This window comes from Blautia marasmi, assembly GCF_900258535.1.
GTDB classification, from domain to species: Bacteria; Bacillota; Clostridia; order Lachnospirales; family Lachnospiraceae; genus Blautia; species Blautia hominis.
In genome coordinates this window covers 2,210,001-2,231,571 of the sequence record NZ_OIWX01000001.1, presented here as the reverse complement: position 1 = coordinate 2,231,571, position 21,571 = coordinate 2,210,001, and the positions used below count along the sequence as shown (strand labels likewise).

The 21,571-nt window shown below is 44.0% G+C and carries 15 protein-coding genes, 7 tRNA genes and 1 rRNA gene (1 of these 23 running past the window's edge); 3 read left to right on the top strand and 20 right to left on the bottom strand.

Features of this window, described 5'->3' with window-relative positions; all coding sequences use genetic code 11:
- Entirely contained in the window at positions 1-888 is an 888-nt protein-coding gene (locus tag C6P39_RS09650; protein ID WP_104803614.1) for a carbohydrate ABC transporter permease, read from the bottom strand.
- Positions 889-955: 67 nt separating this feature from the next.
- Positions 956-2,308, bottom strand: coding sequence for an ABC transporter substrate-binding protein (locus C6P39_RS09645; RefSeq protein ID WP_158661518.1), 1,353 nt, complete (start codon positions 2,306-2,308; stop codon positions 956-958).
- A 340-nt stretch (positions 2,309-2,648) separates the two neighbouring features.
- Between C6P39_RS09645 and C6P39_RS09640 the strand changes: the two genes are divergently transcribed.
- Positions 2,649-4,205, top strand: a complete 1,557-nt coding sequence (locus C6P39_RS09640) for a response regulator transcription factor (RefSeq protein ID WP_104803612.1) — start codon at positions 2,649-2,651, stop codon at positions 4,203-4,205.
- A gap of 36 nt (positions 4,206-4,241) precedes the next feature.
- Positions 4,242-6,002, top strand: a complete 1,761-nt coding sequence (locus C6P39_RS09635; RefSeq protein ID WP_158661517.1) for a cache domain-containing sensor histidine kinase — start codon at positions 4,242-4,244, stop codon at positions 6,000-6,002.
- A gap of 54 nt (positions 6,003-6,056) precedes the next feature.
- Here the strand turns inward: C6P39_RS09635 and C6P39_RS09630 are convergent, their stop codons facing one another.
- From C6P39_RS09630 to C6P39_RS09595, 8 genes are all read right to left on the bottom strand, one after another.
- Positions 6,057-6,545, bottom strand: coding sequence for a hypothetical protein (locus C6P39_RS09630; protein ID WP_104803610.1), 489 nt, complete (start codon positions 6,543-6,545; stop codon positions 6,057-6,059).
- Between the two features lie 111 nt (positions 6,546-6,656).
- On the bottom strand, positions 6,657-6,893 hold the full coding sequence (locus C6P39_RS09625; protein WP_104803609.1) for a GIY-YIG nuclease family protein: 237 nt from the start codon (positions 6,891-6,893) through the stop codon (positions 6,657-6,659).
- A gap of 436 nt (positions 6,894-7,329) precedes the next feature.
- Complete coding sequence (locus C6P39_RS27745; RefSeq protein WP_158661516.1) at positions 7,330-9,492, bottom strand: C40 family peptidase; 2,163 nt, start codon at positions 9,490-9,492, stop codon at positions 7,330-7,332.
- A 396-nt stretch (positions 9,493-9,888) separates the two neighbouring features.
- Positions 9,889-10,698, bottom strand: coding sequence for a peptidoglycan DD-metalloendopeptidase family protein (locus tag C6P39_RS09615; protein WP_095176443.1), 810 nt, complete (start codon positions 10,696-10,698; stop codon positions 9,889-9,891).
- 372 nt (positions 10,699-11,070) lie between these two features.
- Positions 11,071-11,940 carry a SpoIID/LytB domain-containing protein gene (locus tag C6P39_RS09610; RefSeq protein WP_095176445.1) on the bottom strand — a complete coding sequence of 290 codons (870 nt, stop codon included), beginning with the start codon at positions 11,938-11,940 and terminating at the stop codon, positions 11,071-11,073.
- Positions 11,941-12,199: 259 nt separating this feature from the next.
- Positions 12,200-12,763 carry a tRNA (mnm(5)s(2)U34)-methyltransferase gene (locus C6P39_RS09605; protein ID WP_095176446.1) on the bottom strand — a complete coding sequence of 188 codons (564 nt, stop codon included), beginning with the start codon at positions 12,761-12,763 and terminating at the stop codon, positions 12,200-12,202.
- A 3-nt stretch (positions 12,764-12,766) separates the two neighbouring features.
- On the bottom strand, positions 12,767-14,056 hold the full coding sequence (locus tag C6P39_RS09600; protein WP_095176449.1) for an O-acetylhomoserine aminocarboxypropyltransferase/cysteine synthase family protein: 1,290 nt from the start codon (positions 14,054-14,056) through the stop codon (positions 12,767-12,769).
- Between the two features lie 424 nt (positions 14,057-14,480).
- On the bottom strand, positions 14,481-15,842 hold the full coding sequence (locus C6P39_RS09595) for an MATE family efflux transporter (RefSeq protein ID WP_095176451.1): 1,362 nt from the start codon (positions 15,840-15,842) through the stop codon (positions 14,481-14,483).
- A 326-nt stretch (positions 15,843-16,168) separates the two neighbouring features.
- Here C6P39_RS09595 and C6P39_RS09590 point away from each other — a divergent pair, with 326 nt between their 5' ends.
- Positions 16,169-16,942, top strand: coding sequence for a DUF6062 family protein (locus C6P39_RS09590; RefSeq protein WP_104803608.1), 774 nt, complete (start codon positions 16,169-16,171; stop codon positions 16,940-16,942).
- 44 nt (positions 16,943-16,986) lie between these two features.
- On the opposite strand, the gene C6P39_RS09585 is transcribed toward C6P39_RS09590, so the two are convergent.
- From C6P39_RS09585 to C6P39_RS09540, 10 genes are all read right to left on the bottom strand, one after another.
- Positions 16,987-18,012 (bottom strand): DUF4179 domain-containing protein, encoded by a 1,026-nt coding sequence (locus C6P39_RS09585; protein WP_095176454.1) that lies wholly within the window; start codon positions 18,010-18,012, stop codon positions 16,987-16,989.
- On the bottom strand, positions 18,002-18,568 hold the full coding sequence (locus tag C6P39_RS09580; protein ID WP_104803607.1) for a sigma-70 family RNA polymerase sigma factor: 567 nt from the start codon (positions 18,566-18,568) through the stop codon (positions 18,002-18,004). The genes C6P39_RS09585 and C6P39_RS09580 overlap by 11 nt, the downstream gene beginning before the upstream one ends.
- 411 nt (positions 18,569-18,979) lie before the next feature.
- Positions 18,980-19,052: transfer RNA gene (locus tag C6P39_RS09575), tRNA-Lys, on the bottom strand.
- Between the two features lie 33 nt (positions 19,053-19,085).
- Positions 19,086-19,158 (bottom strand) — tRNA-Phe (locus C6P39_RS09570).
- Between the two features lie 12 nt (positions 19,159-19,170).
- Positions 19,171-19,244 (bottom strand) — tRNA-Met (locus C6P39_RS09565).
- A gap of 33 nt (positions 19,245-19,277) precedes the next feature.
- Positions 19,278-19,350 (bottom strand) — tRNA-Thr (locus C6P39_RS09560).
- Between the two features lie 34 nt (positions 19,351-19,384).
- Positions 19,385-19,466: transfer RNA gene (locus tag C6P39_RS09555), tRNA-Tyr, on the bottom strand.
- 5 nt (positions 19,467-19,471) lie between these two features.
- A tRNA-Val gene (locus C6P39_RS09550) sits at positions 19,472-19,544 on the bottom strand.
- Positions 19,545-19,579: 35 nt separating this feature from the next.
- Positions 19,580-19,653: transfer RNA gene (locus tag C6P39_RS09545), tRNA-Asp, on the bottom strand.
- Between the two features lie 220 nt (positions 19,654-19,873).
- Positions 19,874-21,571, bottom strand: a 23S ribosomal RNA gene (locus C6P39_RS09540) (it continues 1,187 nt past the right edge of the window).

Below are 21,571 nucleotides of genomic sequence, written 5' to 3'. Positions count from 1 at the left end.
TCATTCCATATTTTCCTCTGAACGCTTGAACACACCGTTCAATATAACAGTTACCAGCACACACATGAGCATGAGGACCACTGACATTGCGCTTCCATATCCGAACTGCATCCCCTTAAATGACCTTGTATACATATGAGACGCAATAACCTCAGATGCATGGTTTGGCCCGCCCCCTGTCATAACAAATACAATATCAAATATTCTAAGAGAACCCGTTGCTACTAATACTGTATCTATTTTGAGTATGGGTACGATCAACGGGAAAGTGATCTTGCAAAAAGCCTGCCAGGAGGTTGCTCCGTCAATCTCCGCCGACTCTAATACGGATGAGGAAATGTTCTGCATTGCACAGAGATAGATGATCATATGGTATCCTATATACTGCCAGCTTGCGGCAAAAATAACACAAACCAGCGCTGTCCCTGACTCTCCCAGCCATACATGTGTAAAAGAATCCAGCCCTGCAAACCGGAGAATAGAGTTGATGAGACCAAATTCCGGATGGAGTATAAAGATCCACAGGATTCCAATTGCTGCCGTAGAGATCATATTCGGAACAAAAAATGCCACCTTAAAAAAGTTCCTTTCCTTTCTGATCTTTGTGAGAAGGTATGCCAGTAATACAGAACAGGGAACCTGTATCAACAGACATAATATGGTTGCGATCAACGTATGTACAACTGCATCCTGAAATATTTTATCTGTTGTGAAGAGCTGTATGTAATTCTTTAATCCCACAAAACCGTTTAACCCCGCCACATCCCAATCGGCAAAGCTGAGAACAGCCGAACATAACAGGGGAAATGTTGCTATCATAAGATAGCAGAATAGGGCCGGCAGTATGAAGAGGCATATTGTCCGTTTGTCTTTTCTCAGTTTCTCCATCTAATCCCCCTCCTTTTTTAAGTAGAGGGCTGCCCTTTCCTGCTTTTGACAGCCCCCTGCGAAGCTTTTATTGCTCATAATTCTCATCAAAGAACTGCTGGAAATTCTCAAATGCTTCTTTTGGATCATTGCCGGCCATAATTCCCTGAACTGTATTGTTATACTCATTTCCTACTACAGAACCTAAAGCCACATCATAAAATACAAACAATCCGGTCATATCTGAATGCAGCTTCATGATCTGTGACGCAATAGGACCTACTTTGCTTAAATCCAGCTTCTCTGCGTTAATGGTTGTCAGAGTTCCCGCATCAGCCATTTTCTGCATATATTTTATCTGTGTATAGTATTTTATAAATTCAACTGCTGCATCCTTATTCTCACAGCGCTCACTGACAACCAGACATCTGTCAGCCTGTCCCAGCCAGTTATTTTCATCTCCCTTACCGCCTTCTACGGTGGGACACTTGGCAAGTACCACTTTATCCTTAACCGCGGAGTCATCTGCTTCAAAATTACTGATACAATAACTTGACCAGATAAAAGAGGCTGCCTTACCGGACTTAAACTGCTCCACTGCCTCCTCCGGAGTCATACCTGCATAACCATCCGGTACAAGCTTTTCATTGGACATTTCCTGTAACAGGGATGCCGCCTTCACAAAAGATTCATCCGTCCATTTTCCGCTGCCATCCAGCACTTTATGAAAGGGTTCGTCCCCACCGATCCTGTTCGCCAGAATTTCACTGTGTGATGCGGAGGGCCAGGCTGTGCTGTTTCCAAATGCCATGGGAATGATATCCTCCCCTGAATCCCGAATCGTTTTCAAACCCTCAATATATTCTTCATGTGTCTTGGGAATCGGAAGATTGAATTTATCATAAATTTCCTTGTTATAATATGCCACCTGTGTTGACAAGACCGTTGGGACAGCATAGATTTCTCCGTCATATGTGACATGTTCCATTACACTCTCTAAAAACTGGTCTTTCCATTCCGGATCACTGTCCAGAGCTTCCTGAAGAGAATAAACTTTGCCCGCTTTCACATATGGCTCAAGATATCCTGCTGACCATGACATAAATAAGTCAGGCGCATTATTGGCTGCCATCAAAGTGGGAAGCTTTGTTTTCGTCTGCTCACTGGGCAGATACTCCGGAACGATCTTAATCTTACCTTCATACTCCTTGTTAAAATCATCAATAATATCATGGAGTATCACCTCTGTTGCCTCACCTGTTCCGCCATCCCATGCCATCAGGCTTAGTTCCACCGGTTTTCCCTCTGTTTCTTTTTTCTCCGCTCCCTTTGCCTCTGTCTTTTCATTCCCCTCTTCACTACTCTGTTTTTCCTGGCCGCATGCGCCTAATGATAAAGCCATAACTGCTGCCATAAGCATTGTAAACATCTTTTTCTTCATAATATCTCCTCCTGATTTCATTTCGTGATCGTTTAGTGCCCTCACAGTTACTTGAGAAGTAAAAGAACTGAACTGTTACATTTATTATATAAAAGAGCTATTGTTCTTTCTATTCATTTTCCGAAGCAAAATGTTTGTTTTTCTGTATGTTTTAACACTATATTTTAACCATACACAAAATAATATTTGTATTTATTTTATTATTTCCTGTAATTCCCTCCTTTTTTTATGCTTTTTAACTAAATGAGGTGTTGTTTTTTGTTATCTTTAATCATATAATAGACGTACACTGAATTTGTAATTATCTTCCAACATTGCGTTTTTATACAGAGGTGAACACATGGTAAATATGCTTATTGTCGATGATGAAATATTAATGAGAAGAGGGCTTTCCTGTATTCCATGGGAAAAAGCCGGTGTCTGTCTGATTGGCACAGCCGCAAGCGGCATGGAAGCATTGGAATTTATAAAAGAAAAAAATATCCAGATACTGTTTACAGATATACAGATGCCGGATATTAACGGACTGGAACTGATCAGGGCTGCCAATCTTTTGTCCCCTTCCATTCAAAGTGTACTTTTAACCGGCCATAATAACTTTAACTATGCAAAAGAGGCCATATCCCTCCATGTCTATGACTATATCTTAAAACCCTGTGACCCTGATGAAGTTCTGGATATTATAGGAAAGCTGGCAGAAAAAATAGAGGAAGAAAATAAATCTAAGCGAATAAATGCTGATACTATATCACAGATCCATAAGCAGACACTGCAGAATATCCTTTTGCATATCTATACCAGCCAAACTATCACGGATAATGAGATCCAAATATTAAAAGGCTCTGATTTTTTCCATAGCGGAACCTATCTGGCTGCTCAGGCATTATTCCATGATACGGATGCCAGTGAAATCCAATTATTTTTAAAGGACCAGGTAGATTCCGGTTACTCTTTTATGTACTTCTTCCCTGCAAATAACAAGCTCGTTCTTATAATAAAAAGCACGGAGTCTGCACATGACGGATTGGATCATATTTCTGCCTGGCTTCGCGCCACACAACAAAAGATGTGCCGGGAATTGGGCTGTTCCATCCATATAGGTATGGGTAAGGATGCTGCCTCCTGTGAGGAAATACCTGAGGCTTACCGGACTGCCATAGAATCATCGGAAATATTTTTTTCCCATCCTGAGTCAGATTTTATTTCTTATCACGCAGTCTGCGGCATATTGAACCAGGAATCCGGTGAGTCTGTGTGCCATAAGATACTCTCCCAACTGGAGCAGCGCAATTATACACTCCTGTGTGAATCCATGACGGAACTAACCGGTTTCTATAAATCCACATGGAATACGGCTGCCAAAATCCGCCTCTCTATGATCGACCTGTGCCTCCTCGCCTCCGGTTTAGTTGCCCAGAAGAAAAATGAGGTATTTTCCGGCCTTACGGCAGAACAGCTCTTATCCATTGATCAGGCTGATTCCCTGACTGTTTTAATGGACCGGACACTGCAGATACTCACACACTGTATTGATGACTTGAATGGTACATCTGATCCCGCTTATCACCATATTGTAAAGGACTGTCTATCATTTATTGAGGCAAATTATACCGAAGATATCAATATAACCAAAGCAGCATTGGAAATACATGTGAATGCCGATTATCTGGCACGTATACTAAAAAAAGAATACGGACTTCCATTCAGCCAGATATTGACAAATACCCGTCTGGAAAAAGCCTGCTCTCTTTTATGCAATATGGATCTGTCTATCAGTGAAGTGTCCGGCCGGACCGGTTTCCGTGATTTTCGGTATTTTGGACAAGTATTTAAAAACAAATATAAGATGACCCCCAGAGAGTACCGGAAAACCGTAAAGAAAAAAAACACCCATTAAGACGTCATGGACCACATTCATAACATGGAGATGCCTATGAAATATAAACGTTTAAAATGCTTAAGATCTCTTCGGGACAGCATCTATCGCATTCCCGTACAGCATTTGGTTGCAGCACTGCTGATCCTGCTGATCACGGTTTCCACGCTTGCTATAACAGGGATCAGTTACACGCTCTCTGAGCAGATCATCAGTAAAAAGAATTCCAAATACTGTATTGACATACTAAATGAGATTAGCGCCAACATACATACCAAACTAAAAGAAGTCGACAGCCTGACAACCTATATCTGCTACAACGAAACAATCCAGTCCCAGATAAACAAAATGAACCATGCCCAGGGAAACAGTTTCCTGTACGAAAAGAAGATCCTTGAAAAGGAACTCATTAACATGACCGTCGCCAATGATTCCTTAAAAGAAATGACTATATTGACCAGCAGCGGACAGTCTGCCTGGATTTCTCAGCCCTATCCGGATTTTACATCCTCCTCTCCTATTCTTGACGACCTTTACAGGCAGCAGGGAAGTCTCAGCTGGCTTACCCTGGATAAGGAAAACGGTCCCCAGATCATTGCAGGCCGTACAATTAATGATTTAGGTGTACAAAAGATCATCGGCTACTTTCTGGTCCGGTTTGATGACAAGATACTGATGGATATTCTGGAACAGAAAGAGTATTTTAAAGACGGCAGCCTTTGTATTGTGGATGAAAAGGGAACCATCCTCTCCAGCAACCAACCCGGAGATAACGGTAACATCTATCCATCCTTTCAACTACTCACCGAAGATACCGTAAGCAGAAAATTAGATGACTCCCAGGACTGGCTGACTTCATGTGTGATCCCAGGTTCACAGTGGAGGCTTGTAAGTACGATCCCTAATATCTCCTATGAAAAGGAAATCATCTGGTTAAGGGGCTGCGTTATAGTAATTGCCCTTGCTTTGATAATAGCAGCAATATTTATCTCCATCGCCATAACAAGACAATTATTCTTACCTCTGGATAAACTCTGCCAAATGATGAAATCTGTGGGAAAAGGAAACTTTAATGTGTCTAAGCCTGCTTATTACCAAAATGATATAGGTGTCTTATATGATTATTTTATTGATATGGTAAAAGAGGTGCAAAATCTAATACAGACAACAAATCAGCAGCAGATCCTGCTGCAGAAAACAGAACTTAACTCTCTTAGAATGCAGATTAATCCACATTTTATTTATAACACCCTGGAATCTATAAAATGGATCGCCTATATGAACCACAATAAAGAAATTGTCGTGATGGTGAAAGCACTTGGGGATTTTATGAGGAGCAATATAAGCGGTCCGGAGTTTATCACCATGGAAAAGGAGCTTGAAAACATCCACTGCTATCTGACCATACAGAAATTCCGATACAGTGACAAACTGGACGTGCAGATTGAAATACCGCCTGAACTATACCACGCAAAAATCCCCAAACTCCTTATACAGCCACTCATAGAAAATTCTATTGTGCATGGATTGGAACAGAAAGCCGGAAACGGAAGGATCCTGATAAAAGGCACTCGGGAAGGGGAGGATATCATCATAGATATAATGGATAACGGCATAGGATTTTCAAAATTATCTCTTGAAAATCTGGACCTTAATTTTATATCCCCGGACGATACCAGGAAGAACGGCGGTCTTGGTATGAAAAATGTACACCAAAGAATCAAAATGTATTATGGTGAATCCTATGGACTTCGTGTGACAAGCGAATATGGCATCAAAACCTGTGTACAGATACGGATCCCATACCAGGAGTTATGAGGATACCTGAATAAAGGCAGTGGTCTGTTCCTCACCACTGCCTTTCGCCCTCTTTTATCCCTGTATTTTTTCCCCGCAAAAATCACATTTCTTCACACTTCCCCTGTTGACATGATTCAAAACCCCACAGTTACCGCACTCCACAACCACAGTAGATGTGCCCAAAACATTGGTCGTTTTCTGTCCGGGTATATGGATACTGTGCAAAAAAACAAATCTTCCGGTAGACGCATCATAGTAAGCGCCCTTTATATAACCTTTTCTCAGCATTTTCCTAAGTCTTTTTACTGCCACATCCTCCGGTATTCCCATTCTTAAAGACAGATTCTTGACAGACCCATCCGGGTCTGAGGCGATGATCGGGATATACTCCCTCATCTCATGGATCAACCGGAAGCGCAGCACCCCATTAATAACTATAACTGCTGCCATTACAGCTAATATGTACAAAGTCACAACTATATCCAGTTCGGTTTTTCCATCCCCTGTACAGTGGAGTGCCGTCCCGCCAAAAACAAAAGCAGCGGCAAAACCTCCTGCCACTCCAAGAACACCTAATATTTGATTAAATAAGACCGCACCCCCGGAATATCCGTTATCCTGTCTATTTTCGACTTCCCTGCTTCCCCCTTGTTTATGATCTGCCTTTAATCTTTACATGAATAATTTCAGCTTGTCCTTCCTCGAAAGCCGTTTTATCTCCCATTCTCTTTGCATGGCCTCCTTTTTCGTCCCAAAAGACTCATAATAGGCCAGCTCAACGGGAAGTCTGGACTTTGTGTATTTTGCCCCTTTTCCGGCGTTGTGACACTTTATACGCCGTTCCAGGTCATTGGTCCACCCAGTATAAAGACTGCCGTCACCGCATTTAAGGATGTAAGTATAATTCATGATAAATCCCTGACCTGCCTTCTATGTAATGGCACCGCACCCGCCTGTGGCAAATACGGCACCTCTATTCCAAAGCTGCCGATGAAAAAAAGTATTTTTCCCATTTGCGGAAATTCGGATAATCCCGCAGAGGAACAGTGAAGCACTGTTCTGATATAAAACCTGTAAAAATCTGATCGGCTGCGGATTTTCTGTTCCGCATAGTTTATTATACTCTAAAGTCTCATAAATGTGAATACAGGGACCGCCAAATGGCCGTCCCTGTAAAAAGATAGTTACTATTCACTCCGAGTCCGGAAACACGCTTCGCGATGCACAGATATGGAGCATTCTGCCCCATATCCCGCTGCCTGCCCCGGGATTTTCATGCTTCCGGCATGAAAACGCCTCCCGGTACAGTGGCCTGTGAACAGTAATAAACGATATTCTGATGTGATCATTTTAAAAGATATACATTGGTGTAATATACACCCAGATTGTTTCCGCGATTATGATCATTTACAAAAACATCTATGCGATTGCCTTTGATCGCACCACCGCAGTCAGATGCGGTAAAGATGTGTCCATTAATGATCACTCTTGTTCCATAAGGAATAACGGTTGGGTCTACTGCGATGGTATCACCTTCCACAAGAGGTGCTCCGGTGGAAGTAACGCCTGCCCACTGGTCATTACAGCATGCACCGCCGCAGTAATGTGTGATCTTATATGTGCCCAGACATTCGCCATACTGATCCTGGGAAGCATTCACCTCTCCGATATCGCTTCCATAGAATCCATATGTGTCATCCAGAACTCTGGTTGCCCACACTGCGTTTGCAGTATTGACATTTCCTACAATAATTCCTGCACGGCTGTTTGCCGCCTCTACGGTCTTGCCTTCTCCGGCATACATCACAACATGATAAATCTCACTTCCGTTGGAATAGAAGATCAAATCCCCCGGCTGTGCTTCATCAACCGGTATCTGTGTACCGTAGTAAGCCTGATCCTCGGCAACTCTGGGAAGGTCATAACCGTACTGTGCATAAATACTCTGAACAAAACCGGAACAATCCGCACCGTCTGTCAGGCTTGTGCCGCCCCACACATAGGGATTGCCTACAAACTGGGATGCAAACTCCAGAATGGACTGTCTCAGCGCTCCACCCGGAACTCCGCCCTTTATGGAGGTGATGGTATAGTAACATGCACTGTTATCTTCCGGTTTTATAAGCTCTGCAGCTGTCTCCAGATTCTCTTCCCCGCGCTCTTCTATGATCTTGTTTGCTTCATCATCCAGGTAAAGAGAACTCTTTTTAATAAATCCTCTTACATCTCCGGATTCTACATATATCCAATCCTTATCTTTATCTGCAAGTACAAAACAAATGTTATCCAGATTCAAATTACCGATGACACGGCTCTTATCACTCTGTGATTCATGAATGGTTCCAAGTAAAGATTTGCACACTGCATAATCTTTTGAGACTACAGTAGACCTTACAGTAGTCTTTGTATAAAGGAATGCTTTATTTTCCAGCGGTGAAATTAATTCTTTTGCCTGTTTAAATTCTTCAACTACAATTTTCTTTTTGGCAGTTTTGTTTTTTTCTTCAGCTTCCTGTTTTTCTTTTGCTTTTGCGTCTGCTATCTTCTGCGCCTCATCACCTGTTAAAAGTTTTGATTTCAGCACAAATCCTCTGACAGTTCCTGACTCTATGTATACCCATGTTCCGTCGTCCGTATCAATGGTCTGTTCTTCCTCTTCATTACCCAGATGAAGTTTCAATCCGTCATTGCTCAGAAGATAACATACACCATCTTTATCCAGTGTTCCGATGACTCTTGCCTGCTCTGATTTTTCTTCATAGACATTCAGATTCTCCAGCGCAAATGCATAGACCTTGCGAATGGTACGGAAACGGAAATTCTCTTTGATATCCGGCATTTCAAAAGCCTGCTGGCCATCAATCAAATTGCCGATTGTCTCTGCATCCTGTGCCGGCTCCTCTGCCGGTGCCTCCGGCTCTGCAGGTGTTTCTTCTGCAGGTTTTTCAGGCTCCGCTGGTGTTTCCGGTTTTTCAGGATCCGGATTCTCCGGGTCTGGTTTCTCGGGATCTGGATTTTCCGGGTCTGGATTCGGATTTTCCGGGTCCGGGTTTTCCGGGTCTGGATTCGGATTTTCCGGGTCCGGGTTTTCCGGGTCTGGATTTGGATTTTCCGGGTCCGGGTTCTCCGGGTCTGGATTCGGATTTTCCGGGTCCGGGTTCTCCGGGTCTGGATTCGGATTTTCCGGATCTGGGTTCTCCGGGTCTGGATTTGGATTTTCCGGGTCCGGGTTCTCCGGATTTGGATTTTCCGGGTCCGGGTTCTCCGGATTTGGATTTTCCGGGTCTGGTTCTACAGGATTTGGATTGTCTGAGTTCTCGGGATTCTCCGAACCTGTCGGTTTTTGGTTTTTATCCTGATCTTTTATACTTGCAGAATCCGTATCCTCAGGCTCTTCAATTTTATTTGTTCCAACCTTTGTCATATCGCCGGCAAAAACAGCGGACGGTGTAACCATTGTCAGTACCACTGTTACAGCCACGACTCTGCTCAATTTTTTTAAATGCATAGAACTCCTTCCATTCCATCTTTTTCCTACTGCAAAAAAGCATAAATTTCCTTATACTTTATATTTTCACACCATTCTTTTCCAATGTCAACAAGAAAATAAAAATTCACTAAAAATTCAAACAAACTAATTAAAAATTTACATTGTATACAAATTTACCTATCTTACTTTAAAATATACCATTTTAGAGGTTTCAAAAACCATTACAAAACTATATATTTTTATTTTTCATCCAGATTAATGAAACATTTTTTTTAATAAACTACCCTTTTTTGCGCCTCATACCCACAATAAAACTTTTGTAACAGTTCAGTACCCTTACAGTAACAGCTTTTTCTATGTAAATATAAAAACCCACTTCAAGACAATTGTTCTGTCTTGAGGTGGGTTTCTTGATTACGGTAGGTACTGGATAGGATCCAGCGGACTTCCGTCTTTCTTCAGTTCAAAATAAAGGTTTGCACCCTCTTTTGTATAATATTTTGTAGGTTCATTCACATAACCAAGTGTTGCTCCTGCCTCTACATACTGCTCCGGCTGGAATGCCACATCTTTTAACTGACCGTAAATTGCCTGATATCCATTGCCCAGGTCAACAGTAACTGTTGTTCCTGTCTCAACACTTTCTTCCACAGCCACTACCTGACCGTTTGCAACGGAGGCAACCGGCGTATCAACCTCTGAGGAAATGGCAATCGCCGGGCTGTATTTATATTCATTCAAAGTGGGGAAATATACAGTGTGTTCCATATCGTAATCAATGACTACCTGTCCACTTACAGGCCACTCCATAAGAGAGCTTTCTGTAAAGTTCACATCCGGTGCAGTTGCCACTGCTGCCTGGTTGTCCACCTCTGCGGATGCATCCTGTGTATCAGCCTCCGGCTGTGTATCCTCTGCTGCAGATGCGTCTGCAGATTCTGTCTGCTCTGCTGCAGGCTCCTGGACTGCTTCTGCCTGTGTATCTGCCTCTTCCGGCACTTCTCTGGTACCTTCAACCTGAGTGGTGTTGGCATCCTGGGATTCCTCCTCAGGTTTTTCTTCTGTTGTCATTGCCTCGTCAGAAGTATTCTCCTCATTCTTGACAAGTTCCTTTTCATTCGGTGTGCTCTTACTCCCAGACTGATATACAGCCGCACATGTTACAACTATGGCCAGCACTAAAAAACTGCTGAGAGCCACGCGGATTTTGTTTCTTTTACTCATATTCTTCACCTCAACCTATAGTGGGCATCCGCCCCTTTTGTTGTTACTGTTTACAGCCTAAAAAGCGCAGTTATTTGACCAGTAACACGCTTTGCTATGCATCGCGCTGCATCCCTTTGGAAAAATCCTTCCCGGGAAAGTGGATGTAAATAGTAACCATTTGTTTTCTCTTATAGGATTGCCAGAATATGTGAACTTATACATAATTTTAAAATTCCGCGCGGCAGCTCTTTTGTAACAGTTCAGACAAGCTGAACCGTTACGCATCCAGCCATTAAAAATCGCTTCGCGATGGGCTGGATAAAGCTGGCACTACTTTTTCATACGGTCAGCGCAGTAAATGCGCAGACCTATCTGAACTGTTACGCTCTTTTACTTTTGTATTTCCTTCAATTTTAGATCAGGAAAAAAATAATTTAAGATTTCCTCATACTTTTTCTTTTGTCCCGCCATTTTTTCCGCTGTATATTGGCTCAGTCCTACCCCATGACCAATACCTTTACAGAGGAACCTGACCTCATTTTCCAATGTCTGGACCGTAAAACAGGAGGAAGGCAGATGCAGGATCTCCCTTATCTTCTCCCCCTGAAATTCCTGGTTTCCCACATTGATCTCCATAACATAACCCGCACTGTCTGTATTTTTGATCTCAATTTCCCCTATATCATCAATGGAAAAACCGGGATATGTGTTCTGGATCTGCTTTTTCAGATCATCCAGTGAAAAATAACACCCCTGTATGTAGGAAGGGCTGTTGATATCTTCCGGAGTATCCACGGAAGGCGCATAGGAAAAAGCATCTCCAAGTACCTCCTGGGCATCCCTGGTCTTTCCCTGGCTCAGTTCATGATAAGGAAGTTCTACCACATCCCCGTCTTTCATAAGTACCTGCCCCCTGGTATCAGCCGCCGCATCCTGGAACTTCTGGAACTGCTCCAGGAACAGATCATCCATCTTTCTTCTTTTCAGCGCCTGGGAAGCATTTTGAATGGTATTTGCGGCGGTCCCTCTCTTCCACTCCAGATAAAGATTATTTCTGGCGATAATGGTTTGTGCTTTTATGGCTTCACGGGGCGCATCCCAGGATATCTGAGATGCTGTGACAGCCGGAAGATAATCTTCCATATCTGATTCCCTGGAAACAGGGCACGCTTTCCTCCCGCATATAATAACAGTCAAAAGATATGGCAGTAAAAATAATATGAGTATTCCGGAAATCCCCGGACCTTTTCCTGCTTTCATACAAAACCCGGCCGATTTCTTTCTTTTATTATATGAATCGGCATTCTCGTCCCATACCTATTACATGCAATCAGGGAATACACTGCCCTTTCGCAATGTATTCCCTGAGAAAAAGTTTTATTTTTGTAACTATTCAGCAGGTCTGCGCATTCACTGCGCTGACCGTAAGAAAGTGTACCACGGCCAAGCAAAAATCCCATCGCCAAAAGCGGCTCTGCATGGATTTTTGCCTGTAACTGTGAGGGTACTGAACAGTTACTTATTTTTTTATGACCAATACCGGTATGGGCGGATTATTTTCTCTGTTATAGTATGTACTCAAAATGACTACATATTTCCTGCTGTCCAGATTTTTCAGCATTTCCAGAATGCTGTCCCTCTCCTCAAAACCGGTATCTCCTCCGCTGTATATGCAAAGACTCATAACACCGTCCTTTTTTAACAGCTCCAGGCCCTCTAAAATGGCCCTCAGACTGTTTTCAGGCTTTGTGGCAAGAGAATGATCACCACCCGGTAAATATCCGAAATTAAAGAATATACCGTCAACTGTCTCTTTCCGCTCATACAGGCCCATATTGGTATGACTCTCCAGCAGTAGTTCTGCCCGCTGCCTCAAACCATTCCGCTCCAGCAGCTCCTGCGTGGCATCAAGTGCCTGCTGCTGGATATCAAAGGCTTTTACACGGCCAGTCTCACCTGCCATCCTACACAGAAAAAGCGTATCATTTCCATTCCCCATGGTGGCATCTATATAGACACCTCCGGGCTTTGCATGTATTCTAAAGCTTTCATGGCACCACTCTGTGATCTGATATGATTTCATTTCTTACTTTGTGCTGGCTTCCAAAGCCTGTGCCAGGTCTTCAATAATATCCTCTACATTCTCAATCCCCACGGAAAAACGGATCATTCCCGGTGAAACCCCTGCTGCCACAAGCTGTTCATCATTTAACTGCCTGTGTGTATGGCTTGCGGGATGAAGGACACTTGTTCTTGCATCGGCCACATGCGTTACGATTGCTGCCAGCTTCAGGCTGTCCATAAATTTCACTGCTGCTTCCCTTCCGTCCTTCAGTTCAAAAGAGATAACACCGCAGGTACCCTTCGGCATATATTTCTTAGCCAGTTCATAATATTTATCTCCGGGAAGCCCCGCATAATTTACATGGCTTACCAGGGGATGTTCATTGAGGAATTCAGCCACTTTCCGGGCATTATAGCAATGACGCTCCACACGCAGGGCCAGGGACTCCAGGCTGGCATTCAACATAAAACAGTTGGTGGGAGATGGAATGGAACCCAGGTCACGCATAAGCTGCGCATTAATTTTCATGATATATGCTGCTTTTCCGAACTGCTTTGTGTACACCACCCCATGATAGGATTCATCAGGCCTTGTGAGACCATGGAACTTATCACCGTAAGCATCCCAGTCAAAATTACCGCTGTCAACAATAGCGCCGCCTACCTGCATTGCATGTCCGTCCATATATTTTGTTGTGGAATGGGTTACAATATCCGCTCCCCACTCAAATGGGCGGCAGTTTACAGGTGTTGCAAATGTATTATCAACAATCAACGGAACCCCGTGGGCATGTGCCAGACCTGCAAACTTTTCGATATCCAGAACAACAAGCGCCGGATTGGCAATGGTCTCAGCAAAAACAGCCTTAGTGTTTGGCTGAAAAGCTTTCTCCAACTCTTCTGCGGGTGCATCCGCATCCACAAAAGTACACTCAATGCCCATCTTCTTTGCTGTCACGCCCAGCAGGTTCAGTGTACCGCCATAGATGGCAGACGCGCAGATCACATGGTCCCCCGCCTCACAAATATTAAATACAGCATAAAAGGTAGCGGCCTGCCCTGATGAGGTAAGCACTCCCGCTACACCACCTTCCAGGTCTGCAATCTTAGCTGCCACCAAATCATTGGTCGGGTTCTGGCATCTTGTATAAAAATACCCTTCGTCTTTCAGATCAAAAAGACGTCCCATCTCCTCAGTGGTATCATATTTAAATGTTGTACTCTGGTAAATAGGCAGAATCCTTGGCTCTCCTTTTTTTGGTTTCCATCCGGACTGCACACATTTGGTTTCAATACGAAATTCTTTATCCATTGTTCTTTCCCCTTTTCATAATATACCAAAACTGTAACGGTTCCGTACCTCCACAGTTACAGGCAGAACTTTACTGTTATTCATTTTACATAACAGTTCAGACAGGTCTGCGCATTTACTGCGCTGACCGTATGAAAAAGTAGTGCCAGCTTTATCCGGCCCATCGCAAAGCGATTTTTAATGGCCGGATGCGTAACGTTTCAGCTTGTCTGAACTGTTACCATTTTATCACGATTCCTCTATTCTGTCATCTTCGTAAATATTGTTTTTTGCTTATCCTCTGAAATTCGTTACGAATCACTCCGTTTCCAGTAACATGCTTCGCGATGCACAGATATAGATCATTCTGCCCCATATCGCGCTTCGGGATTTTCATGCTTCCAGAATGAAAACGCCTCCCAGTCCAGTGGCCTGTGAACAGTATCTAAAATTCTTTCCGTCCGCTTTTATAATATTTCACAAAGATGATCAGGAACCAAACCGGCAGCACCAAGCCCTTCAATACACAGGAAAGACTCAGCGTCCACCATACACCATTAAGTCCGAGAGCCGTAGAGGACAGCAGCATAGCTCCGGGTATCCTCAGTGTATTAAAAACAATTCCTGTCACAGAGGGAGGGACCGTCTTTCCAAATCCCTGAAAAGCTCCGGCCGTGGTAATCTCCATACACATGAAGAATTCGGATATTCCTATTATTCTCAGATAATCCACGCCCATGGGCAATACATCTTTCTCCGTAATAAAAATCCGAAAGAAAAATTCAGGAAACGCTATCAGAATAAAACTGGTAAAAATCCCCCAGAGCGCCATGATCCCCATGGCTGTCTTATAGCCTTTTTTTATCCTCTCCCTTTTTCCTGCTCCGTAGTTCTGGGCTACAAATGCGTTCACTGCCGTTGAAAATCCTCCTGCAGCCATCCAGGATATAGACTCTATCTGGCTTCCTACCTTCTGTACTGCCACCGCGGCATCTCCCCACCCTGCGATCAGACGGGCAATTACCATGGAAATCCCGGAAAACAGCGCATCCTGTACAGCGGGTGGAAATCCAATACGCACGATATCACGCACGTGCTGCTTATCCGCCCTCTGTGTCAAATGAATATGTTGAAAAATAACCGGCTCACTCCAAACAGTGGCCAGATATAGTACAAACACAATAATCTGGGCAAATACAGTGGCAAGAGCTGCGCCTGTGACGCCCATACCTGGAATTGGTCCAACTCCAAATATCAAAACCGGGTCAAGCACCAGATTAATGATCAGACCAATGGTAGTTGCTCTGAAAGCGGCCATGGTATTTCCCATAGCTGTCAATATCCCGGTAAATACCTGATTTAAAAAGGAAAATACGATAGCCCCGCAGGTGATCAGCAGATAGATTTCTGCATCACGAATAACCTCCGGGCTGTTAAGCTTAAAAAATCCAATTAGAGGCCCGGCAAATAACACACAGAGTATTCCGTATATAATCCCCAGCAGCGTTCCCATCCGCATAGAGGCTCTGGCATAGTCGATCGCAGCTTCTTTATCCATAGCTCCAAGTGACTGCCCCACTGTCACCTGTCCCCCGATCCTGGGTATGGTGGTAATACCGTTTGCCAGCCACATATACATACCGGCTGCCCCTACTGCAGCTACCGCGTTGCTGCTGACACGTCCGATCCAGATCATATCCACCATATTGTACGCCATCTGTATCAATGATGTTCCCATAATGGGAAAAGCTAATCTTGCCATAGAACCCGCTATAGGCCCTTCCAGCAAATCCACATTTCTCTTCATTTTTCTTTCAAATCCCCACTTTCAACTCTAAATCCTATATTATCAGACACAAAAAAATCTGCAACCGATTCCCGGACGGAACTCTGGAGGAGTTCCTGCCCACAGTTTCCGGAAAACACCGTTTTTTACACAGTAACCGGAAGTTTTCAACAGAACATGGATCTTTCCCGGGAGTTATCCACACTTTTTTTAGATATCCACATAAATCCCCTGGAAAAACCGGTATTATTATTGTATCGCATAGAAATACATTTTGCACTCTTTCTTTCTTATTTTTTTTATGTTACTCTAATATCAGACAAGCAAAGAAACCGGGGGAAGAAAAAATGAAGGAAAAAATATACACGATACCGCTGATGGATGCATTCCATGCCGGCGACGAATGTCCTTTCTGCTTTATCGAAAGAAATCTGGAACAGCACTCCATGGACTTTGTCCTTGGATCCGGTGCCTCCTATATGGAGGACGATGTACGGGCAGAGACAGATCAACTGGGGTTCTGTCATGAACACTATAAGAAAATGTTCGATTATGGAAACCGTCTGGGCTGCGGGCTGATCCTCACCACACACTTTAAGAAAAAAAACGAAGAGCTGAAACAACAGATCAAGATGTTCTCTCCTGGAAAAGCCTCCATGCTGGGTCATTTTAAAAAGGCAAAACTGGATGCGGACAATCCTAAAACAAACATTGGTGCCTGGGTTAAAGAACAGGAGCAGAACTGTTATATCTGTGACTACTACAAAAATACATATGTGCGCTATCTTGATACTTTTTTTGAACTATACAGAAAAAATCCGGAATTTGTAGATTTATTTAAAAATAGCAAAGGCTTCTGCCTCTCCCATTTTGGCGATCTGGTAGAAACGGCAGAATCCCTACTCTCGGACAAGGAGAAAGCTTCTTTCTACGAAATCCTCTTTCCCCTCATGACTGATAACATGCAGAGAGTCACCGATGATCTGGAATGGTTCTGTGATAAATTCGATTACCGAAACAAGGATGCGGACTGGAAGAACTCCAGAGATGCCATACAACGGGGGATGCAGAAAGCCGGAAGCGGTTATCCGGCAGATCCGCCGTACAAAGCAGATTTATAATGCAAAGGGGACAGGCGTAACCGCCTGCCCCTTTTCTCTCACAGTCACCTTATATTGATAACAAATTCATCTCCGGCCTGTTTAAAATCATTACTGAGTCTCCCGCTCTGCTCCGGAAATTTCACAGCGTATGGTGTCAATTGCAATTCTGTGGCCTCATCACTGAGATTTCCGTTATCAATGGTGGAGATATTCATTCTTCCCACTCCATCACTCCACCGGGAAAATGTAAACTCCACCGGATTTCCACAATCATCCACACCTCTTAAAACAAGATCATAATCACATTCACCCGTAGATGTGGAAAAGTATATTTTTTGCCCCAGAGGATTATCTGTAAGCTTATCAAGATGTACTTCCGTTCCATCTTCCAATGTGAAGGTCTGATCTAATTCAATGGTATTTGTACTCTGTGCAAGTTCTTCACCGGATGCAGAGAATTCAAAATCCCATGTATCACGTGTATTATCGTAGTCCATAAACTGTATTTCAAAATCAAGAGTCTGGCTTAGATCAACCCCTTTTATATCACACTCGGAAATAGATACCAGTGTATGATCCCCCTCCTGCTTTTCTCCGCCGGATGAGCTGTCCGATACACTTTTTCCATTGATATATATTCTTTCCCCAATCAGTCTTTTGCTCTCATCCGTGATCTTCTCATCATACTCCTTTGTAGCGGATATTAGGATCTCATCTTCATTGACAATCACCTCATTTAAAGTGATCGTAATGCCATTTGTAGTCACTGACTTCCCGACTACTGTTTTGTAAGGTTCCAGATCCTTCTTAATCCCAAGTATTGTAGCAATATCATAAGAAATTGATTTTACAGCAGCCTGAACAATATAATGCAGCGGACCGCTCCCCAGGCCTACCGCAAGAACCAACGCAGCAGCACAGACTCCGGCTACCGGTTTCCATCTTTTTTTCTTTTTTCCTGTCACGCCAATCTTTTTGGAAACATTTTTCTTCCAGCGCTTGTTTTCTATATCATTTGCTTCCTCTATTCCATAACTTCCCATATCTGTCTGAATGTCATTTAATAATTCATATATATTACTGCTCATAACTTTTTTCTCCTCTCTGTCCGGAAAACAGTTTCCTGATTCTCCTTCTTCCCCTGGAAACTCTGTTATATATCACATCTTTTTTCAAACCTGTCTGTCTGCTCACTTCTTCCGGCTCCATCTCATCCACATAAAGCTTTAGAAATAATTCTCTGTCCTCAGGATTCAGACAACTGAGCATCTCCTCCATCTCCTCAGACAGCTCCTTTTCTATTAACCTCATCTGTTCTCTGTCCTCCTCCCCTGCGGTCACATCATCCAGATTCTCCATCTGTTCTCTGTTTAAGTATTTCCGCTTATAATCAATTGCCTTATACCTGGAGATACCTGCGATCCAGTTTAAAAAACTACTCCTCTCAGGACGAAAGGAATCTATATTCTCCCAGACTGCCAGGAACACATCATTGATACACTCCTCCTGATAATACTCCAATGAAAACAGATGTTTTTTTACAACAGATTTAACAATACGTCCATAGTTGTCGATCACATATTCAAGAGCCTTCTCGTTCCGGAACTTTAGCTGCTCTATAAAGTTATCTTCGTTTATTTTCATAAGATGTCACCCGATTCTATATTCTTTAACGGCCGTTACACTATATACTTCGTATAGACGTAAGTGATTTCTATCCATATATGAATAAAAAATAAAAAACTTTTTCACATTTCTTTTACTATTTCATCACAGATTCATCACATTTACAATGTATATTAGTATTTGAACAAAGCCAATAAGACTTTTTTCAAAATCTTTTTCTTTTTCATATGCCGGTATTCCCTTATACCGGCTCTCCTTCTTTTTATATTTTTATAAAAGTAGACATGAAAATAAGAGGCCATAATCTATCCCCCCTCAAGATTATGGCTTCTTATTTTCTGTGTAGAGATCTCTGATGACCTTCCCCCGCAAAAAATAATAAAAAAACAGCCCAAATACAGAAATATCTGAATTTGAACTGTCTTACAGTGAAGCATCGGGGATTCGAACCCCGGACAACTTGATTAAAAGTCAAGTGCTCTACCAACTGAGCTAATGCTCCATATTCAATTAACATACTAATAGGCAATAAAAATGCCCAGAGCCGGAATCGAACCAGCGACACGAGGATTTTCAGTCCTCTGCTCTACCAACTGAGCTATCTGGGCGTAAAACTTGAGTAGCGGGGACAGGATTTGAACCTGTGACCTTCGGGTTATGAGCCCGACGAGCTTCCAGACTGCTCCACCCCGCGTTATTAATTTAAATCAACAATTTATTGTTGAAAAGCCGATGATCGGACTCGAACCGATAACCTGCTGATTACAAATCAGCTGCTCTGCCAATTGAGCCACATCGGCATATTCACTTTAAAGTCTAACCTTATCAGCTAAATGGACGATGGTGGATTCGAACCACCGAAGCAATTTGCAGCAGATTTACAGTCTGTCCCCTTTGGCCACTCGGGAAATCGTCCAAAAATGGGACCTATAGGGCTCGAACCTATGACCCTCTGCTTGTAAGGCAGATGCTCTCCCAGCTGAGCTAAGATCCCATTATATTTTATTATTTTCTTTTTCAAGAAAATAACGACCCAGAAGAGACTCGAACTCTCGACCTCCGCCGTGACAGGGCGGCGCTCTAACCAACTGAGCCACTGGGCCATCACGAAGGTATATACCTTCAAAACCGCATATACAAAACACAAAAACCTTTTTTCTTACCCGCCGTTCGCACTTTCGTGCTTAGGTCAAGCCCTCGACCGATTAGTAGCAGTCAGCTCCATACATTGCTGCACTTCCACCTCTGCCCTATCCACCTCGTCGTCTTCAAGGGGTCTTACTTCTTTATAGAATGGGATATCTCATNTCGCACTTCCGTGCTTAGGTCAAGCCCTCGACCGATTAGTAGCAGTCAGCTCCATACATTGCTGCACTTCCACCTCTGCCCTATCCACCTCGTCGTCTTCAAGGGGTCTTACTTCTTTATAGAATGGGATATCTCATCTTGAGGGGGGCTTCACGCTTAGATGCCTTCAGCGTTTATCCCTTCCAGGCTTGGCTACCCTGCCATGCAGTTGGCACTGCAACAGGTACACCAGCGGCCCGTCCATCCCGGTCCTCTCGTACTAAGGACAGCTCCTCTCAAATATCCTACGCCCACGCCGGATAGGGACCGAACTGTCTCACGACGTTCTGAACCCAGCTCGCGTACCGCTTTAATGGGCGAACAGCCCAACCCTTGGGACCTACTACAGCCCCAGGATGCGATGAGCCGACATCGAGGTGCCAAACCACTCCGTCGATGTGAACTCTTGGGAGTGATAAGCCTGTTATCCCCAGGGTAGCTTTTATCCGTTGAGCGATGGCATTCCCACTTAATACCACCGGATCACTAAGCCCTACTTTCGTACCTGCTCCACCCGTCGGTGTCGCAGTCAAGCTCCCTTCTGCCTTTGCACTCTGCGAATGGTTTCCAACCATTCTGAGGGAACCTTTGGGCGCCTCCGATACTCTTTCGGAGGCGACCGCCCCAGTCAAACTCCCCGCCTGGCATTGTCCCACCGCCGGGTCACGGCGGATGGTTAGAAGCCCAATACTGCAAGGGTGGTATCCCAACATTGGCTCCAGCACAACTGGCGTCATGCCTTCAAAGCCTCCCACCTATCCTGTACATGCAATACCGGACCCCAGTACCAAACTGGAGTAAAGCTCCATGGGGTCTTTCCGTCCTGGCGCAGGTAACCAGCATCTTCACTGGTACTTCAATTTCACCGGATGCATTGCCGAGACAGCGCTCAAATCATTACGCCTTTCGTGCGGGTCGGAACTTACCCGACAAGGAATTTCGCTACCTTAGGACCGTTATAGTTACGGCCGCCGTTTACTGGGGCTTAAATTCAATGCTTCGTCTCCTGACATCTCCTCTTAACCTTCCAGCACCGGGCAGGCGTCAGCCCATATACCTCACCTTTCGGTTTCGCATAGACCTGTGTTTTTGCTAAACAGTTGCTTGAGCCTATTCTCTGCGGCCAGGTCTCCCTGGCACCCCTTCTCCCGAAGTTACGGGGTCATTTTGCCGAGTTCCTTGGCAATGCTTCTTCCGTCGGCCTTAGGATTCTCTCCTCATCCACCTGTGTCGGTTTACGGTACGGGTACGGTATAAACAATAGCGGCTTTTCTTGACGCATGGCTCACACACTTCCCTACTTTAGTTCGGTACGCATCACGCTTTTGGGTTGTCTGACGGTTTTTCCTATCAGACCCCTCCTTCGCTTGCCCCGGGATTCCATTCCCGGGTTGTGCTCTCCACACGTGTCCCCACAGTTCTGTTATATCGCAGTACAGGAATCTCAACCTGTTGTCCATCGGCTACGGCTCTCGCCCTCGCCTTAGGCCCCGACTTACCCAGGGCAGATCAGCTTTACCCTGGAAACCTTAGATATTCGGCCACAAGGATTCTCACCTTGTTCTCGCTACTCATTCCGGCATTCTCTCTTCAATGCAGTCCACAGCTCCTTACGGTACTGCTTCTTCCCGCATTCAATGCTCCTCTACCAATGACTATGTCATTCCTCAGCTT

Excerpts from the sequence above, each read along its gene's own strand:
- C6P39_RS09650 (WP_104803614.1), bottom strand. The coding sequence starts at position 888 with ATGGAGAAACTGAGAAAAGACAAACGGACAATATGCCTCTTCATACTG.
- C6P39_RS09645 (WP_158661518.1), bottom strand. The coding sequence starts at position 2,308 with ATGAAGAAAAAGATGTTTACAATGCTTATGGCAGCAGTTATGGCTTTA.
- C6P39_RS09640 (WP_104803612.1), top strand. The coding sequence starts at position 2,649 with ATGGTAAATATGCTTATTGTCGATGATGAAATATTAATGAGAAGAGGG.
- C6P39_RS09635 (WP_158661517.1), top strand. The coding sequence starts at position 4,242 with ATGAAATATAAACGTTTAAAATGCTTAAGATCTCTTCGGGACAGCATC.
- C6P39_RS09625 (WP_104803609.1), bottom strand. The coding sequence starts at position 6,893 with ATGAATTATACTTACATCCTTAAATGCGGTGACGGCAGTCTTTATACT.
- C6P39_RS27745 (WP_158661516.1), bottom strand. The coding sequence starts at position 9,492 with ATGCATTTAAAAAAATTGAGCAGAGTCGTGGCTGTAACAGTGGTACTG.
- C6P39_RS09615 (WP_095176443.1), bottom strand. The coding sequence starts at position 10,698 with ATGAGTAAAAGAAACAAAATCCGCGTGGCTCTCAGCAGTTTTTTAGTG.
- C6P39_RS09610 (WP_095176445.1), bottom strand. The coding sequence starts at position 11,940 with ATGAAAGCAGGAAAAGGTCCGGGGATTTCCGGAATACTCATATTATTT.
- C6P39_RS09605 (WP_095176446.1), bottom strand. The coding sequence starts at position 12,763 with ATGAAATCATATCAGATCACAGAGTGGTGCCATGAAAGCTTTAGAATA.
- C6P39_RS09600 (WP_095176449.1), bottom strand. The coding sequence starts at position 14,056 with ATGGATAAAGAATTTCGTATTGAAACCAAATGTGTGCAGTCCGGATGG.
- C6P39_RS09595 (WP_095176451.1), bottom strand. The coding sequence starts at position 15,842 with ATGAAGAGAAATGTGGATTTGCTGGAAGGGCCTATAGCGGGTTCTATG.
- C6P39_RS09590 (WP_104803608.1), top strand. The coding sequence starts at position 16,169 with ATGAAGGAAAAAATATACACGATACCGCTGATGGATGCATTCCATGCC.
- C6P39_RS09585 (WP_095176454.1), bottom strand. The coding sequence starts at position 18,012 with ATGAGCAGTAATATATATGAATTATTAAATGACATTCAGACAGATATG.
- C6P39_RS09580 (WP_104803607.1), bottom strand. The coding sequence starts at position 18,568 with ATGAAAATAAACGAAGATAACTTTATAGAGCAGCTAAAGTTCCGGAAC.